Here is a 15,713-nt window from a genome sequence, read left to right as displayed (position 1 = left end):
AGCGCGCGGGCGCAGTTTTAGCCATTGCTGACCTTGCGGCTTTCAGCGGCGGCATCATTGTTCACCTGCATCAGCAGGCCGAAAAGACGGCCTGTTGCCAGACGCTGCGCCTGAAGGGCCATGCCGGCCATGCCTTGCAGATCTGTCGCCGCCTCGCGCGCCAGTGAAATGGCGGTGGGAAAGGGCGCCTTGAGCTGGGCGACAACCTCATCCGTATCGAAGGTGAGATCGGCGTCAAACTTGCGGGCGATCTGCTGCATGCGGCGATTATGCAGCAGGCAGTTCATGCACAGGGAGCGGATGCCGCGGTTGCGCGCGACAAGGATGACATGTTCCAGAAGCGCGGTTCCAAGCCCGTGGTTCTGGTATTCGCGCTCCACACTGAATGCGGCTTCCGCCTCACCGGGCAGCACATCTCCCAGCGGATACAGCTCTGCCGCGGCGCGCAGCACGCCATCCACGAAATAGCCTTGCACGATGGCGCCATTGCGGAAAGCCCGCGATGTGTAGCGTTCAATAAACTCATCGGATACAGCAGACCCGAATCTGAAACGACGGCTCTCCATATCCAGCCTGAGCAGATGCTCGCGGAAGATAGTAGCCTCTCCGGCCCACAGTTTGCGCATCGTTCCGGGTGTGACCTCTCCGGTCATGTTGGCCTCCAGACCTGGCGTCATGAAAGCCCCCTCGGTCCTCCGATCGTGAATTTAGGTGCAATGCAGCATAGGTCAAGACAAAATATGAGGCTCATCTGCATCTTCATAAAATTGCAACCCTGGGGAAAATACGTAAGCCATAGAAAAATGTAGATAATATGCTGATATGCACAAAGTGCAATTCTGTTGCGCTGCACGCGTGGCAATGCGCCTTCCTGTTGCCATCCTCTGCTGCAGTGCACGGATGTTTGCCCCATTACCGTCATATCCTCATCCCGCGGGCCTTTCGTGATGGGTGCATCGCTTCAGCTAAAGCGCTATAGGCAGGGCATGAAAAACAGTTCGGATGCGCTCCCCAGGGTTTTTGATCGCGCCCTTGCCCGCCGCCGCCTTGCCCGTGCCTTCAGGCTCGGGCCGGAAGCCTTTCTGCTGGAGCGCGTCGCTGAAGACATGGTCGACCGCCTTTCCGCGGTCAAACGCCAGTTCGCGCTGGCCGCAGATATCGGCACGCCGACAGATGCCATGGCCCGCCTTCTGGCTGCCTGCCCGCAGATTGAAAAGCTGGTTTCACTGCGTCCGCTGCGGGCAGGCGGGCAGGTGGATGTGATCGCCGATGAGGAATATCTGCCTCTGGCTCCGGCGAGTCTGGATCTTGCCGTTTCCGCGCTGGCGCTGCATGGCGTGAATGATCTGCCGGGTGTGCTGGCGCAGATCCGCCGGGTTCTGCGGCCGGATGGGCTGTTTGTTGCGGCCTTTGTGGGCGGTTCCAGCCTTACCGAATTGCGACAAAGTCTGGCGATCGCCGAGACGGAGATTACCGGGGGGCTTTCCCCCCGCATTGCCCCCTTTGTGGATGTACGGGATCTGGGAGGACTGTTGCAACGCGCCGGCTTTGCTCTTCCTGTCACGGATGTGGACCATATCACAGTGCGCTACGGTTCACCCTTTACGCTGCTGTCAGACTTGCGGCGCATGGGGGCAACGAATGTGCTGGTGGAACGCCGGCATGTGCCCTTGCGCCGGTCTGTGCTGCTGCGCGCCGCAGAGATTTATGCCGAGCAGTTTTCTGACCCGGATGGGCGGGTGCGCGCCACTTTCGATATCGTCTGGCTTTCGGGCTGGGCACCGCATGAGAGCCAGCAAAAGCCCCTGCGCCCGGGTTCCGCCCGCATGCGCCTTGCCGATGCGCTCGGGGCGCAGGAAGTGACATTGCCAGTAACAGACAGAACAGGAAAACTTGAATGAGCCAGCCGCCCGCCGCGCGTCAGGAGCCGTTGCCCATCAGCGCCTTTCCCTATCTGCATACGCTGACCACACGCTGGAAAGACGTGGATGCCTATGGGCATGTGAACAATGTGGTCTACTATTCCTATTTCGATACAGCGGTAAATGCACACCTCATCAATCAGGGTGTTCTGGACCCCCACACCAGCCCGGTGATTGGACTGGTGGTGGAGACGCGCTGTGTCTATTTCCGCAGCCTTCATTTTCCGGCGGATGTGCAGGCGGGATTGCGGATCGTGCATCTGGGCACATCCTCTGTCCGTTATGAAATCGGGCTGTTTCAGGGAGAGGACATGCAGGCCGCCGCGCAGGGGCATTTCGTGCATGTCTATGTGGACCGGAACACGCATCGGCCCATGCCGATTCCGGCACCCATCCGTGCTGTGATGGAGCAGCTCGTCGTCTGACGCTTCAGGCTCCGGGCAATAAAAAAGCCGACCGGGAAAGCCCGGCCGGCCTGCCTGTACGGCGCCTGAAATGATCAGGTGATGTACTGGGCGCCATTGATGGTGAGCGTGGAGCCCGAGATGAAGGATGCATCATCGGACGCCAGGAACACCACGCCACGCGCAATGTCTTCCGGCTCGCCCAGACGGCCCACAGGAATGGAGGCAACGATCTTGGCCAGAATATCGGCCGGAACCGCGCGCACCATCTCCGTGCCGATATAGCCGGGTGCAATGGCGTTCACGGTGATGCCGTATTTGGCGGTTTCCTGAGCCAGCGCCTTCACGAAGCCGATCTCGCCGGCCTTGGCCGCGGAGTAGTTCGACTGGCCGAACTGGCCCTTCTGCCCGTTGATCGAGGAAATGCAGACAATGCGGCCGAAGCCGCGTGCGCGCATGCCTTCGATCACGTTGCGAGACGTGTTGAACGCGCTGGAAAGATTGGTGTTGATCACGGCATTCCACTGCTCAAGAGTCATCTTGTGCAGCGGGGCGTCACGGGTGATGCCCGCATTGTTGACCAGCACGTCGATGGGCCCAACCTCGGCCTCGACCTTGGCGATACCTTCCTTGCAGGCCTCGAAATTGGAAACGTCCCACTTGAAGGTGGGGATGCCGGTCTTTTCCGAGAAGGCCTTGGCCGCCTCGTCATTGCCAGCATAGTTTGCCGCAACGGTGTAGCCAGCAGCCTTCAATGCTACCGAAATGGCCTCACCGATACCGCGGGTGCCCCCGGTGACCAATGCGACACGCGCCATAGCTCCCTCCATCATCTTTCCGCCCAGTTGCAGATGCGCGCCATATCCGATCCGGTTCATTGGGCTTTGCCCGGATCGCCCTCAAGAGATGGGCGCTTGCCTCAATGCCGGGTCGCGAAATCTCCGCGACCCGGAACATGTTGCAGGTACCGGCTATGCTGCCGGATCAGTCACGCGCCACGCAGACGGCAACACCCATGCCGCCGCCGATGCACAGCGTGGCAATGCCCTTCTTGGCATCGCGCTTCACCATTTCGTGGAGCAGCGTGACGAGAATACGGGCGCCGGAGGCACCGATGGGGTGACCGATCGCGATGGCGCCGCCATTCACGTTCACCTTCGAGGTATCCCAGCCCATGGACTTGTTGACCGCCAGAGCCTGGGCGGCGAAAGCCTCATTGGCCTCGATCAGGTCCAGATCGTTCACGGACCAGCCGGCACGCTCCAGCGCCAGCTTGGAGGCGGGGATGGGGCCGGTGCCCATGATGGTCGGGTCCACACCGGCCTCGGCCCAGGAAACGATGCGGGCGAGGGGGGTGAGGCCCTCGGCCTTGGCGCGGGCTGCGCTCATCAGCACGACGGCAGCCGCACCATCATTGATGCCGGAAGCGTTGCCGGCCGTGACCGTGCCATCCTTCGCGAAGGCGGGGCGCAGCTTGGCCATGGATTCGAGGGTTGCGCCGTGGCGGATATATTCGTCGGTGTCGACCACCACATCGCCCTTGCGGGTGTGAATGGTGACAGGGATGATCTCATCCTTGAACTTGCCGGCCTTCTGGGCGGCCTCGGCCTTGTTCTGCGAAGCAACGGCGAAAGCGTCCTGCTCCTCGCGGGTCAGCTCATACTGCTTGGCCACGTTCTCGGCGGTGATGCCCATGTGGTAATCATTGAACGCGTCCCACAGGCCGTCCTTGATCATGGTATCGGCGAAGGAGGCGTTGCCCATGCGTACGCCGGTGCGCAGATGCGCGGCATGCGGGGCAAGGCTCATGGATTCCTGACCGCCGGCAATGACGACCTCGCTGTCGCCGCTGGCAACGGCGCGGGCGCCCAGAGCCACGGTGCGCAGACCAGAGCCACAGACCATGTTGATGGTCCAGGCCGGGGTCGTCACCGGCAGGCCGGCATGGATCGCAGCCTGGCGGGTGGGGTTCTGCCCCTGGCCAGCCGTCAGCACGTTGCCGAAGATCACTTCATTGATCTTTTCGGGGGCAAGGCCGGTGCGCTCAAGCAGCCCCTTGATCACAGTCGTGCCAAGCTCATGGGCGGGAAGCGCGGACAGTGAACCGTTGAATGAACCAACCGGGGTGCGCCCTGCACCGACGATGACGACCTCATCCTTCATGATCTTCTCCTGGAACTTGCAGGCAGCCCGCAAAAGGCGGGCGGGTGAAACTTAAAGGCAGGCACGGTTTTGGCACCGTTTTGCGTCTGACCAATATATCTCAATTTCAAACATCCATGTGTCAATGATCCAAATCAGTATTCAACGACGGATTTGATGAGGGTCTTCCCACAGGATCTTGACGGATGCGAAAGGCGGTGATGGTATTTATATAGGGGTGGCTAAGGGGGGCGAAACCCCTTAACGTGGGTCAACGCCAAGAATTCTGGATGACCGGATAATGGGAAAATCACAAGAGCCAGTCACCATCAAAAAGTATGCGAATCGCCGTCTTTATAATACAGGCACGAGCACTTATGTCACTCTCGAAGATCTCGCCAATATGGTGAAAGATGGAGAGGACTTCGTTGTCTTTGATGCCAAGAGTGGTGATGATATTACGCATTCTGTCCTGACTCAGATTATTTTTGAGCAGGAGAATAAGGGGCAGAATCTACTGCCGATCGCTTTCCTTCGGCAGATCATACGCTTCTATGGTGACAGCATGCAGATGCTGGTTCCGCGCTATCTGGAAGCCTCGATCAGCAGCTTCACGAAGGATCAGGAAAAATTTCGCTCGCAGATGACCAATACATTTACGGGAAAGACTTTTCCCGGATTTGAGGATCATGTGCGTCGAAATATGGAAGTGTTCGAACGTGCCTTCCAGATGTTCATCCCCTTCCCGAAAGGTGATGAGCCTGCTTCCGAAGCCGGGCAGGGTGAGGCTGTGCCCTCGAAAACCGGCAGTGACCGCAGCGAGCTGGACCAGCTGAAGAAGCAGATGCTGGAAATGCAGACCCTGCTCAACAAGCTGGCTGCGGAGCCTGAAGTCGCTGAAAAGCCGCAGACAGGCAGTTCCAAGTCCAAATCCTGAAGCTTTTCCGGTTCAGCCGGGATGGATTGAAAAAGGGCGCGCTCCTTGTGAGCGCGCCCTTTTTCAATCCGGCTATCCTATTTCTTTTCCGCAGCTTCTGGAGCAGGTGCTTCTGCCTCTTTCGCCTTGGCTTCAGGGGCTTCGGGTGCTGCCACTGGCGGGGCGCTCCCGGTCGCTGTGGGGCTTGCCGCCTTGTCCGACTCGGGCGCTGTGGCTGGCTGTGTCTTGTCTGTCTTTTCCGCAGGGGGCGGCGTCACCGGTTGGATGGGCGGTGTCACTGGCGGGGCATTTTCCGCAGGCTTTGCCACTGCGGCTGTTGCGGACACCGGTGGAGCCTGAGTTGCCGGGGCTGTTGCCTGTGCCGGGGCGGGCGTTACGACCGGTGCAGGTGCAGGTGCAGGTGCAGGTGCAGGCCGGGGCGCGGGAGAGCTCGCGACGGGCGGGTTCTTGGCTGCGCGTGCGCGGCGTGGCGCGCGAATAGCTGCCGTGATGCCGATGACCACATCCAGAAACATGATGCAGATCAGGATCGCAAAGGTGGATGTCCCCGCCTGCGGCACCAGCAGAAACTCAGCCAGCGAGATGAGCATGATCAGCGCGGACAGGCCATGATCCATGAAGGAGCGGGCATGCACCCGTGCCGATTTCAGGATCTCGAACAGGAGAAAGAGCAGGCTGAAGGCAATGAAGGCTTTGGCTGTGCTGATATCCCACAGGGCTCCCGATGGCAGGCGCACCTGCCAGAGAATCGCGTTCCATTCGAGGCCCGGCGTGAGAAAGGCCACGATATTGTAAAGCGCGAATGGAATGATCAGCAACGGAACTGGCGTCAGCATGGAACCTCCTCAGACGGGTCCGGGCCGGGTGCAGGCAGAATGGGCTGATGGGTGGCATATTGCGGGGGGAATGTCACCGTTTCCGGCACTGGGCCCTGGGCCTGCCGCAGGGGCAAAGCGCAGGGTGTGCAGGGCAGTGGTTCCCAGATATGGGATGTTCAACATGTTGAGCAGGAAGGCAAAAACAAAACGCCAATAGTAAGGCGCAGGGCGCACGCTACTGTTAACCCTGAATGCCGTATGCCGGCTTTCCTTCTCCCGGGGGAGGGGGCTCTTTATTCCTGTACCACCCAGGAGGAGGGGCGGAGATGGGCTCAATCCGCCGACAAGGAAAAGGCGGCGAGGCATGGAGCCTGCCGCCTTGATCTCAAATCCAGACATCACCCGAAGCGCGCTTGGGCCTGATTCCAGGCGGGTGGCGATTCACGGGTGCGTCACGGGGATGAGGCCACAGCCCATCCCCCCATCACGCTGACTCAGGCCTCAGCCTTGGGGGTCAGAACCTGACGGCCACGGTACATGCCGGTCTTCAGGTCGAGGTGATGCGGGCGACGCAGCTCGCCGGAATCCTTGTCTTCCACATAGGTGGGCTGCTTGAGCGCATCGGCCGAACGGCGCATGCCACGACGCGACGGCGAGGTTTTTCTCTTCGGGACTGCCATTGTCCAAACTCCTGCTGGCGTAACGCCCGAGGGGGCATTTTGCCCGCCACGTCTCTACCGCCAAATTGTGCGCTGGTTTCCTCATATCCCTTTTGCCGGATGGCAGGAACACGGTAAACCAGATTCCATGATCGAAGGCGCGCCTTATACAGCCTCTCGCGACGAAGCGGAAGCCCTGTCCTGTGAAATGTCGTGCGGGCTGCCTCAAGAAAGCCTGCTTGCCACGGGATGAGACTTGCGCAAGTGTGCCATTCACAACCGATATGCGCCACATCGGCACGCCATGGTGGTTACGCCGATCATATATGCGAGGAAACCGGACCTATGAAGCGTTCCGCCCACACCGCCGTTTTCGCGGCTGCTCTCGCCTCGTCTGTTGCGTTTGCATCCCTCGCCACGCCGGCCCTGGCGCAGCCGGCGCCTGCGGCGGAGGCGGAGGACGTTGTCGTCGCAACCGTCAACGGCACGCCGATTCGCGCGAGCGAGGTGGCGATTGCAGTGGAAGATATCGGCCCGGGTCTGCCGCCGCAGGTGCAGGGGCCCGAGCGGGAAGCCTATGTGCTCTCCTTCCTCACGGACATGACCCTGCTCGCACAGGCTGCCGAGGCGCAGAAGCTGGCGGATACGGAAGCCTTCAAGCAGCGCCTCAACTATGCGCGCAACAAGGTTCTGATGGAGGCCATCCTCACCAACGCGGCGAAGTCCGCCGTGACCGATGAGGCCAAGCGCAAGACCTATGAGGAGTTTGCAAAGACTGCCGCCGATGAGCAGGAAGTGCATGCCCGCCATATCCTTGTGGAAGATGAGGCCAAGGCCAAGGAGCTGGCCAAGAAGGCCAAGGGCGGGGCGGATTTCGCCAAGCTGGCCAGCGAGAACTCCAGCGATGGCGCCGCCAGTGGCGGTGATCTGGGCTATTTTACCAAGGAACAGATGGTTCCCGAATTCGCCGAAGCGGCCTTCAAGCTGAACAAGGGCCAGGTTTCCGATCCGGTGAAGACCCAGTTCGGCTGGCACGTCATCAAGGTTGAGGACAAGCGCTCCAAGCCGGTGCCGAAGTTCGAGGAAGTGGAGGATCAGGTCAGCGAGTATCTGGTGCGCAAGGCGCAGGCCGATCTCGTGACCAAGCTGCGCGCGAATGCCAAGATCGACAAGACCGCGGCTCCCGCCGCCGCTTCCGAGGAAGACGAAAAGCCCGCTGGCAAGTGATGCCGTCGGGTGAGTGATCGCGCTCCGCGCTTTCCGGCGCGGGCGTGTCACGAATGGGGAAGGGGTGCGCCAGGCGCGCCCCTTTTTGCTGAGACAGGCGCCGGTGGCACCGCTTCAGGCCGCAAATGCAGGGCTGGCATATGGCCCCGGCACTTGCCAGCCAGATCAAGGTGCGTCACAGGTTAGGCCTCATTGTGTTGGGTGTTGTTCCATGTCTGTCACCATTTCTCCGCTTGCTCCTCAAAATGTCCCGGATGTGCCGCCGGTTGCCGGCGTGCGTTTCGCAACCGCCGAGGCCGGTATCCGCTACAAGGGGCGCACGGATGTGCTGCTGGTGGCTCTGGATGCAGGCACGACGGTTGCCGGCGTCACCACCCGCTCGAAATGCCCGTCCGCCCCGGTGGAATGGTGTCGTGATCTGCTGAAGAAGGGCAGGGCGCGCGGGCTGGTGGTCAATTCCGGCAATGCCAATGCCTTCACCGGCCAGTCTGGCCGCGAATCCACCCGCCTGACCGCGGAGGTGGCGGCACAGGCGCTGGGCTGCAAGCCGAATGAGGTATTTCTCGCCTCCACCGGCGTCATCGGTGAGCCGCTGGATGCCAGCAAGTTCGAGGGCGTGCTGGAAGACTGCAATGCCCGCCTCGCCCATGCGCCATGGCTGGATGCCGCCAGCGCCATCATGACCACGGACACCTTCCCCAAGCTGGCTGCCGCGCAGGTGCTGCTGGGTGATGTGCCGGTGACGATTGCGGGAATCGCCAAGGGCGCAGGCATGATCGCTCCGGATATGGCGACTATGCTCTCTTTCGTCTTCACGGATGCGCCGATTGCTGCCGATGTGCTTCAGACCCTGCTGTCCAAGGGGGTGAAGCGCACCTTCAATGCGGTGACCGTGGATAGCGACACCTCGACCTCCGATACGCTTCTGCTGTTCGCCACGGGCGCCGCGGCGGGGCGCGATGCTCCGCGCATCAAGCAGGCGAATGATCCGCGCCTGAAGGCTTTCCGCCGGGCGCTGAATGAGCTGCTGGGGGATCTGGCCGAGCAGGTGGCGCGCGATGGTGAGGGGGCACGGCACCTTGTGCGGGTGCATGTGAAGGGGGCTGTTTCCCGCAAGTCCGCCCGCCGCATCGCCATGTCCATCGCCAATTCGCCGCTGGTGAAGACCGCCGTGGCTGGTGAGGATGCCAATTGGGGCCGGGTGGTGATGGCTGTCGGCAAGGCCGGTGAGCCGGCCGAGCGCGACCTGCTGTCCATCTCCTTCGGCGATATCTGCGTTGCCCGGAAGGGCGCGCGCGCGCCGGATTATGACGAGGCCCAGGTTTCCGAATACATGAAGAGTGATGTCATCGACATCACCGTGGATATCGGCCTTGGCGAGGGTGAGGACCGGGTGCTCACCTGCGATCTGACCAAGGAATATGTGGCCATCAACGGGGATTACCGCTCGTGAGAATCGTGCTGGTGGCCGCGTGCGCGCTGGTAGATGCCGATAACCGGGTGCTGGTGGCCCAGCGCCCGCAGGGCAAGGCTCTGGCCGGCTTGTGGGAGTTTCCCGGCGGCAAGGTCGAGGCCGGGGAGCGGCCGGAGGAGTGCCTCATTCGCGAACTGGCCGAAGAGCTGGGCATTGCGGTGAAGGAGGAGTGCCTTGCGCCCCTCACCTTCGCGAGCCACGGTTATGAGGACTTCCACCTGCTGATGCCGCTGTGGATCTGCCGCCGGTGGGAAGGTGCCATCGTCCGCAAGGAGCATGAGGCGCTGAAATGGGTGCGGCCCGGTGCCTTGCGCCAGCTGGACATGCCGCCCGCTGATGCCCCCCTCATTCCCCCGCTTGTGGATCTGCTCGGCGCCTGAGCCTCCAAAGCGGATGACTGAAGGGTATTCTTCATTCCCCGGAAGGAGAAAATGCCCTAAAGCAAGCCCGGTGGCGGGGCCGTGCAAGGCTGCCGCCATCTGGATCGACCGTTATTTCCGCGCATAGCGCCGCGTTACGGGTGGCCGGCAGGGCAGCCCCATGCGGGGCCGTGCCGTTCCACCGGCCCGTGCGCCTGAGGGTGTCGGGCTTCCTGCTCCCAGCATGGGCGCGCCTGTTTCGCGCCATGCACCAGCCGGCCCGGCGGGCCGTTTTGCGAAGGATGTTTCCATGGCCACCCACAAGCTGCTCCTTCTCGCCGGTGACGGCATCGGCCCTGAAGTGATGGCCGAGATGAAGCGCATCACCGCCTGGATCGAGAAGGCCGGCCTTGCCTCTTTCGCCATCGAGGAAGATCTGGTGGGCGGCTGTGCCTATGATGCGCACAAGGTGGCCATTACCGATGACGCCATGGCGCGCGCGCAGGCGGCGGATGCCGTGTTCCTTGCGGCGGTCGGCGGTCCCAAATGGGCGGATGTGCCCTATGAGGTGCGCCCCGAGGCCGGCCTGCTGCGTCTGCGCAAGGATCTCGGCCTGTTTGCCAATCTGCGCCCCGCCATCTGCTATCCCGCCTTGGCGGATGCCTCCTCGCTCAAGCGCGAGCTGGTGGAAGGTCTCGACATTCTCATCGTGCGTGAGCTGACGGGCGGTGTCTATTTCGGCGAGCCCAAGACCATCACCGATCTTGGCAATGGGCAGAAGCGCGCTATCGATACGCAGGTCTATGACACCTATGAGATCGACCGCATCGCCCGTGTCGCCTTCGAGCTGGCCCGCACCCGCCGCAACAAGGTGACCTCTTCCGAGAAGAACAATGTGATGCGCTCCGGCGTGTTGTGGAAGGAGGTCGTCACGGCCATCCACGCGCAGGACTACAAGGATGTGGAGCTTGAGCACAATCTGGCCGATTCCCTGGCCATGCAGCTCGTGCGTCGTCCCAAGCAGTATGATGTGATCGTCACCGATAACCTGTTCGGCGATATTCTTTCCGATATTGCCGCCATGCTCACCGGCTCCCTGGGCATGCTGCCCTCGGCATCGCTGGGTGCGGCGGATGCGGAGGGCAAGCGCAAGGCCATGTATGAGCCGGTGCACGGCTCCGCTCCGGACATTGCCGGGCAGGGCATCGCCAACCCCATCGCCATGATCGGCTCGCTGGCCATGGCGATGCGCTATTCCTTCAATCAGGGTGATGTGGCGGACCGGATCGAGAAGGCCATTTCCGGCGTTCTGGATGCTGGCAAGCGCACGGCGGACATCCGCACCGAGGGGTGTGAGGTTCTTTCCACCCAGGCCATGGGTGATGCCATCATCGCCCAGCTTGAGGCACAGAAGGCCTGAGCTTTCGCAGCCCAGGATGATGATCAGGAAGGGCCGGGCCGTAAGGTGCCGGCCCTTTTCCATTTTCCAGGGGTTCAGGAGGCCAGATCGTTCAGGGGGTCTGATCGCCGTGCAGGGGCAAAACCATGGCACAGCGTTTTTCCACGGGAAGTCCGTGGGCGGCCTCGCGGTTCAGCAGGGCCGTGAGAGCGGCGGGCATTTCCCCGGTTTCGAGAATGCGGAAACCGAGGCGGGCATAGAAGGGCGCATTCCATTGCACATGCCGGAAGGTGGTGAGGCTGAGCCCGGCAAGGCCGAGGGTCCGGGCCGCGGCGATGGCATGTTGCATCAGCGCGCGCCCCAGCCCGCGCCCCTGCGCTGAGGGGATTACGGCCAGTTGCCAGATATGCAGGGCAGGGCCTTCATCCGGTGCGGGAAGCGTATCGGCGAGAATCCCGGCACTCAAAAATCCGACAACCGTTTCATCCTGTTGCGCAAGCCAGCAGGTTTGGGCGCGGATAAAGGGCAGATAGGCATCTGCCGGGAGAGCATCATCGCTTTCGGCAATCCATGCCAGATCCGGCTGGGTGCGGAAAAGCTTGTCTGATGCATTCTCTATGGGGGGCAGCAGCGCTGCATCCTCAGGTCTGGCCGGGCGGATGGTGAGCATGGGGCCTTGCAAAGCGTGGGAAGGGGTGTGAACCGCTTCCTTACCACGGTTGCCCGGATGCGCCCCATGGCTTGCTCTTGTGCAGGCATGAAAAAGCCGGCCAGCGTGAAGGCCGGCCGGCTTTTTCCAAGGCAGGGCAATCAGCGGGCGGTGAACAGGCTGTCCAGCTTGCCGTCAGAAGCGAAATGCTCCTTCTGCACCTGCGGCCAGCCGCCAAACACCTCTTCCACCTTCACGAGACGGATCTCGGGGAACTGGTCCTTGTACTTGGCCGCCACTTCCGGGTTGGCCACGCGATGGAAGGACTTGGCCGCCACTTCCTGGCCTTCAGGGCTGTAGAGGAATTCGAGATAGGCGGTAGCCAGATCACGCGAGCCGCGCTTGTCCACCACCTTGTCCACCACCGCCACGGGGAATTCTGCCAGCAGGCTGACGGACGGGGTGACGGTCTCCAGCTTCTTGTCCTTGTACAGGTTCTTGATGGTCTGGGTCTCGGCCTCGAAGGTCACGAGCACATCGCCGGTATCGCGTTCCACGAAGGTGGTGGTGGCGCCGCGCCCTCCGGTATCGAACACCGGCACATTCCCGAACAGCTTCTTCACGAAGGCATCCGCCTTGGCGGTATCGCCATTGTACTTTTCGAGCGCATAGGCATAGGCGGCCAGATAGGTGTAGCGCGCATTGCCGGAGGTCTTGGGGTTGGGGAAGATGACCTTCACATCCTCGCGGACCAGATCATCCCAATCCTTGATGTTCTTGGGGTTGCCATCGCGCACCAGGAAGGAGGGGAAGGAGAAGTAGGGCGAGGCATTGTTGGGGAATTTCTTCTGCCACTCCGGGTCCACCAGGCCGGCCTTCACCAGCACATCGATATCCGGCACCTGATTGAAGGTGACGACATCCGCCTCCAGCCCCTCGATGATGGCGCGGGCCTGCTTGGAGGTGCCGGCATGGCTCTGGTTCACCGTCACCTGCTGGCCGGTCTTGGCCTTCCATTCAGGGACGAAGATCTCATTTTCGGCGGCGAACAGCTCGCGGGCAATGTCATAGGAGACATTGAGGATATTGTCCGGCCCGGCGGGGGCCTTTGCATCCTGCGCATAAGCGGGGGAGAGGACGGAACCGGCTCCGAGCACTCCGGCAAGGGCGCCGGCAACCACCGTGGCGATAACGGTGCGACGGGTGAACATGCGACGTCTCCTGTTCTTAATTCACAAAAATTAGTGTATATATATTACGTTATCTCCTTCTAGCATGTGAATATGGGGATGTGAACTCCCTTTCAGATATTGTGAAAAACAAAATTGCACATTGGAAAAGATGAAAGCCCGCAGCGCGGTGCTGCGGGCTTTCATGAAAAGTCATGTTTTCCAAATGGCTTGGGTCAGGGACTGGAGTCTGTCTCCAGCCGTGGGGCAGGGTTCCTCACGGCGTATCCTGATTTTCACGGGCCAGATTGCGGAAATGCCCCTTCACCTGAAGCCAGGCCAGAAGCGCCAGCCCCGGCAGCCCGGCGATGGAGGTGACGACGAAGAACAGGGGCCATCCTGTCGCCTCGGCCACGAACCCGCCACCGGAGGCCAGCACGGTGCGCCCCACGGCAGTGAGGGCGGTCAGCAGGGCATATTGGGTGGCGGTGTGGGCCCGCACCCCGCACAGGGCAGACAGATAGGCCACGAAAATCACCGTACCGATGGCGCCGGTGAAATTCTCGATCACGATTGTCGCTGTCAGCGCGGCGGTATTCACACCAATCAGCGCCTGGGCCGTAAAGGCGAAGTTGGAGAGAATCTGCAGGATCCCGCCCAGCCACAGGCAGGTGACCAGAGGCAGGGCGCGGGCGATGAAGCCGCCGGCAAAGCCGCCCGCCAGCGCGGCCGCCAGCCCCACACCTTTCACGATGGCCGCATAGGTTGCCTTGTCAAAGCCGATCGAGATCACGAAAGGCGCTGTCAGCACGCCCGCAAAGGCGTCGCAGAATTTGTAGAGCAGCACGAACAGCAAAATGGCGATGGCCTGCTGGCGGCCAAGAAACTCGGTGAATGCGCCAATGGCGGTGGTGGCGACCCGCGTCATGGCGCCCACGCCTTCCTCGCGCACGGGTGCGCTTGGCTCGCGCGCCATGAAGGTGGCCGCCATGCCCACCAGCACACAGGCCGCCGCCGCCACATAGCCCCAGAACCAGACCTGCGAACTGTCAATGCCGGTGACTTCCAGATAGGCGACCAGCGCGATCACGCCCGCACCGGAAACCAGCATGCCGATACGATAGGCCGCCACATAGCCGGCCATGCCGGCCGCCTGTTCGCTGGTATCCAGCCGTTCCACACGGAAGGCATCCACCACAATATCCTGCGTGGCGGAGAGTGTGGCCACCACCAGCGCGCCCAGTGCCACCATGAAGGGGGAGGCGAGAGGGTCTTGCGCCCCCATGAAGACAATGCCGGCCATGAGCGCGAGCTGGGAGGCCAGCAGCCATCCCCGCCTGCGGCCAAGCCAGCGTGAAAGAACGGGCACATCCAGCGCATCGACCAGCGGCGCCCAGAGGAATTTCAGCGTGTAGGGCAGCCCCACAAGGGAGAACAGGCCGATACTGGCCAGACTCACTCCACTTTCCGTCATCCATACCGAAAGGGTCGTGCCTGTCAGCGCCAGCGGCAACCCGGAGGAGAAGCCCAGCAGAATCACCACAAGAACGCTGGGACGGAGATAGACGGTGACAGCCTCCCATGCGGAATGGCGGGGCGCGTCGGGCCGGGTCACATCGGGTGGGGAGGCGTGCAAGCTGTGCTCCTGTCACCCGGTGCCGGCGGGGGTGGCCAGCCGGGCAATCGGGTGTTGGTTCGGTCTCTTCTGCGGCGGATTATGGCCGGAGAGTCTTGACCGAGCGTTTCACCCGCAGCGCAGCACGGAATGCAAAAAGGCGCTGCGCACGGGGCGGCAGCGCCTTTTCGGAAACAGGTGTGGCAGATCAGGCCGGTTGCTGGCTCCACAAGGTGGTGTCCACCTTGGAAACGGCGATCACGGCCTGTGTGCGGCTTTCAACCCCGAGCTTCTGGAGAATGGCGGAAACATGCGCCTTCACGGTGGCTTCCGAAACGCTCAGCTCATAAGCGATCTGCTTGTTGAGCCGGCCTTCCGTCAGCATCATCAGCACGCGCACCTGCTGCGGGGTGAGGGTGCCGAGACGGGCGATGATGTCCTCGCTCTCCGCATCGGCCTGCATGTTCAGCTCGATGTCCGGCGGGGTGAAGGTGTCGCCCGCCAGAACCCGCGCAATGGCCTTGCGCATGCACGATGTATCCATCGTCTTGGGCATGAAGCCGGAGGCGCCAAGTTCCAGACAGCGGCGGATCACCATCGGATCCTCATTGCCGGAGACGACGAGGACGGGCAGGGCGGCATATTGTGCCCGCAGATAGACGAGGCCGGAAAATCCCCGTGCGCCCGGCATGGTCAGGTCCAGCAGGACGAGATCGAAATCGCTGTCCTCTTCCAAGCGTCTGGTCAGATCATCGAAGGTGCCGACATCCTCGATGGTTGTGGTCGCGTCATGTCCCAGCACCGCCTCGCGCAAGGCGCCACGAAACAACGGATGATCATCTGCGATGATCAGGCGGTGGCCGTCTTTCGCGTCTTCTGCCATGCATCCTCCCGTTTTGTGCCGGTCATTTCTCCCCTCAGGGAGTATGCCTGTCATTT

16 protein-coding genes are annotated in these 15,713 nt (G+C 61.8%); 7 read left to right on the top strand and 9 right to left on the bottom strand.

Annotated elements, in window-relative coordinates:
• Positions 1-17: 17 nt before the first annotated feature.
• Positions 18-677, bottom strand: a complete 660-nt coding sequence (locus ACT6QG_RS11895) for a GNAT family N-acetyltransferase (RefSeq protein ID WP_444977775.1) — start codon at positions 675-677, stop codon at positions 18-20.
• A gap of 309 nt (positions 678-986) precedes the next feature.
• On the opposite strand from ACT6QG_RS11895, the gene ACT6QG_RS11890 reads away from it, so the two are divergent.
• Positions 987-1,901 carry a methyltransferase domain-containing protein gene (locus ACT6QG_RS11890; protein WP_444977774.1) on the top strand — a complete coding sequence of 305 codons (915 nt, stop codon included), beginning with the start codon at positions 987-989 and terminating at the stop codon, positions 1,899-1,901.
• Positions 1,898-2,347 (top strand): acyl-CoA thioesterase, encoded by a 450-nt coding sequence (locus tag ACT6QG_RS11885; protein ID WP_444977773.1) that lies wholly within the window; start codon positions 1,898-1,900, stop codon positions 2,345-2,347. The genes ACT6QG_RS11890 and ACT6QG_RS11885 overlap by 4 nt, the downstream gene beginning before the upstream one ends.
• A 74-nt stretch (positions 2,348-2,421) precedes the next feature.
• Here ACT6QG_RS11885 and phbB read toward each other — a convergent pair whose 3' ends face one another.
• On the bottom strand, positions 2,422-3,144 hold the full coding sequence (phbB, locus tag ACT6QG_RS11880; protein WP_444977804.1) for an acetoacetyl-CoA reductase: 723 nt from the start codon (positions 3,142-3,144) through the stop codon (positions 2,422-2,424).
• Between the two features lie 166 nt (positions 3,145-3,310).
• Positions 3,311-4,489: an acetyl-CoA C-acetyltransferase gene (locus ACT6QG_RS11875; protein WP_444977772.1), complete on the bottom strand. Its 1,179-nt coding sequence runs from the start codon at positions 4,487-4,489 to the stop codon at positions 3,311-3,313.
• 280 nt (positions 4,490-4,769) lie between these two features.
• Between ACT6QG_RS11875 and phaR the strand changes: the two genes are divergently transcribed.
• On the top strand, positions 4,770-5,405 hold the full coding sequence (gene phaR / locus ACT6QG_RS11870) for a polyhydroxyalkanoate synthesis repressor PhaR (RefSeq protein ID WP_444977771.1): 636 nt from the start codon (positions 4,770-4,772) through the stop codon (positions 5,403-5,405).
• 77 nt (positions 5,406-5,482) lie between these two features.
• On the opposite strand, the gene ACT6QG_RS11865 is transcribed toward phaR, so the two are convergent.
• Both ACT6QG_RS11865 and rpmF read right to left on the bottom strand, forming a co-directional pair.
• Positions 5,483-6,241 carry a hypothetical protein gene (locus tag ACT6QG_RS11865; protein ID WP_444977770.1) on the bottom strand — a complete coding sequence of 253 codons (759 nt, stop codon included), beginning with the start codon at positions 6,239-6,241 and terminating at the stop codon, positions 5,483-5,485.
• Positions 6,242-6,717: 476 nt separating this feature from the next.
• Positions 6,718-6,903 carry a 50S ribosomal protein L32 gene (gene rpmF / locus ACT6QG_RS11860; protein WP_444977769.1) on the bottom strand — a complete coding sequence of 62 codons (186 nt, stop codon included), beginning with the start codon at positions 6,901-6,903 and terminating at the stop codon, positions 6,718-6,720.
• Between the two features lie 324 nt (positions 6,904-7,227).
• On the opposite strand from rpmF, the gene ACT6QG_RS11855 reads away from it, so the two are divergent.
• The 4 genes from ACT6QG_RS11855 to leuB all read left to right on the top strand — a co-directional run bounded on the left by ACT6QG_RS11855 (position 7,228) and on the right by leuB (position 11,362).
• A complete protein-coding gene (locus ACT6QG_RS11855; protein ID WP_444977768.1) occupies positions 7,228-8,109 on the top strand; it encodes a peptidylprolyl isomerase in 882 nt (293 codons plus the stop codon).
• Between the two features lie 211 nt (positions 8,110-8,320).
• Positions 8,321-9,562 carry a bifunctional glutamate N-acetyltransferase/amino-acid acetyltransferase ArgJ gene (argJ, locus tag ACT6QG_RS11850; RefSeq protein WP_444977767.1) on the top strand — a complete coding sequence of 414 codons (1,242 nt, stop codon included), beginning with the start codon at positions 8,321-8,323 and terminating at the stop codon, positions 9,560-9,562.
• Positions 9,559-9,963, top strand: coding sequence for a (deoxy)nucleoside triphosphate pyrophosphohydrolase (locus tag ACT6QG_RS11845; protein ID WP_444977766.1), 405 nt, complete (start codon positions 9,559-9,561; stop codon positions 9,961-9,963). The genes argJ and ACT6QG_RS11845 overlap by 4 nt, the downstream gene beginning before the upstream one ends.
• 289 nt (positions 9,964-10,252) lie before the next feature.
• Complete coding sequence (leuB, locus tag ACT6QG_RS11840; protein WP_444977765.1) at positions 10,253-11,362, top strand: 3-isopropylmalate dehydrogenase; 1,110 nt, start codon at positions 10,253-10,255, stop codon at positions 11,360-11,362.
• Positions 11,363-11,453: 91 nt separating this feature from the next.
• Here the strand turns inward: leuB and ACT6QG_RS11835 are convergent, their stop codons facing one another.
• From ACT6QG_RS11835 to ACT6QG_RS11820, 4 genes are all read right to left on the bottom strand, one after another.
• The gene (locus ACT6QG_RS11835) at positions 11,454-12,011 is read right to left on the bottom strand and encodes a GNAT family N-acetyltransferase (protein ID WP_444977764.1); all 558 of its coding nucleotides are present in this window, start codon (positions 12,009-12,011) and stop codon (positions 11,454-11,456) included.
• A 140-nt stretch (positions 12,012-12,151) separates the two neighbouring features.
• Entirely contained in the window at positions 12,152-13,201 is a 1,050-nt protein-coding gene (locus ACT6QG_RS11830) for a sulfate ABC transporter substrate-binding protein (RefSeq protein WP_444977763.1), read from the bottom strand.
• A 235-nt stretch (positions 13,202-13,436) separates the two neighbouring features.
• Complete coding sequence (locus ACT6QG_RS11825) at positions 13,437-14,795, bottom strand: AmpG family muropeptide MFS transporter (protein WP_444977762.1); 1,359 nt, start codon at positions 14,793-14,795, stop codon at positions 13,437-13,439.
• Between the two features lie 187 nt (positions 14,796-14,982).
• Positions 14,983-15,657, bottom strand: coding sequence for a LuxR C-terminal-related transcriptional regulator (locus ACT6QG_RS11820; RefSeq protein WP_444977761.1), 675 nt, complete (start codon positions 15,655-15,657; stop codon positions 14,983-14,985).
• Positions 15,658-15,713: the final 56 nt, after the last annotated feature.

It is taken from the genome of Haloleucobacter ellipsoideus, assembly GCF_052491725.1.
Note: the sequence above shows the minus strand (reverse complement) of the source record. Positions and strands in the feature narration are given on the sequence as shown.

What these genes read in the sequence shown, in the direction of transcription:
- phaR (WP_444977771.1), top strand. Translation starts at nt 4,770, where the DNA reads ATGGGAAAATCACAAGAGCCAGTCACCATCAAAAAGTATGCGAATCGC.
- ACT6QG_RS11895 (WP_444977775.1), bottom strand. Translation starts at nt 677, where the DNA reads ATGACGCCAGGTCTGGAGGCCAACATGACCGGAGAGGTCACACCCGGA.
- phbB (WP_444977804.1), bottom strand. Translation starts at nt 3,144, where the DNA reads ATGGCGCGTGTCGCATTGGTCACCGGGGGCACCCGCGGTATCGGTGAG.
- argJ (WP_444977767.1), top strand. Translation starts at nt 8,321, where the DNA reads ATGTCTGTCACCATTTCTCCGCTTGCTCCTCAAAATGTCCCGGATGTG.
- ACT6QG_RS11820 (WP_444977761.1), bottom strand. Translation starts at nt 15,657, where the DNA reads ATGGCAGAAGACGCGAAAGACGGCCACCGCCTGATCATCGCAGATGAT.
- ACT6QG_RS11835 (WP_444977764.1), bottom strand. Translation starts at nt 12,011, where the DNA reads ATGCTCACCATCCGCCCGGCCAGACCTGAGGATGCAGCGCTGCTGCCC.
- ACT6QG_RS11875 (WP_444977772.1), bottom strand. Translation starts at nt 4,489, where the DNA reads ATGAAGGATGAGGTCGTCATCGTCGGTGCAGGGCGCACCCCGGTTGGT.
- rpmF (WP_444977769.1), bottom strand. Translation starts at nt 6,903, where the DNA reads ATGGCAGTCCCGAAGAGAAAAACCTCGCCGTCGCGTCGTGGCATGCGC.
- ACT6QG_RS11885 (WP_444977773.1), top strand. Translation starts at nt 1,898, where the DNA reads ATGAGCCAGCCGCCCGCCGCGCGTCAGGAGCCGTTGCCCATCAGCGCC.
- ACT6QG_RS11890 (WP_444977774.1), top strand. Translation starts at nt 987, where the DNA reads ATGAAAAACAGTTCGGATGCGCTCCCCAGGGTTTTTGATCGCGCCCTT.
- ACT6QG_RS11855 (WP_444977768.1), top strand. Translation starts at nt 7,228, where the DNA reads ATGAAGCGTTCCGCCCACACCGCCGTTTTCGCGGCTGCTCTCGCCTCG.
- ACT6QG_RS11830 (WP_444977763.1), bottom strand. Translation starts at nt 13,201, where the DNA reads ATGTTCACCCGTCGCACCGTTATCGCCACGGTGGTTGCCGGCGCCCTT.
- leuB (WP_444977765.1), top strand. Translation starts at nt 10,253, where the DNA reads ATGGCCACCCACAAGCTGCTCCTTCTCGCCGGTGACGGCATCGGCCCT.
- ACT6QG_RS11865 (WP_444977770.1), bottom strand. Translation starts at nt 6,241, where the DNA reads ATGCTGACGCCAGTTCCGTTGCTGATCATTCCATTCGCGCTTTACAAT.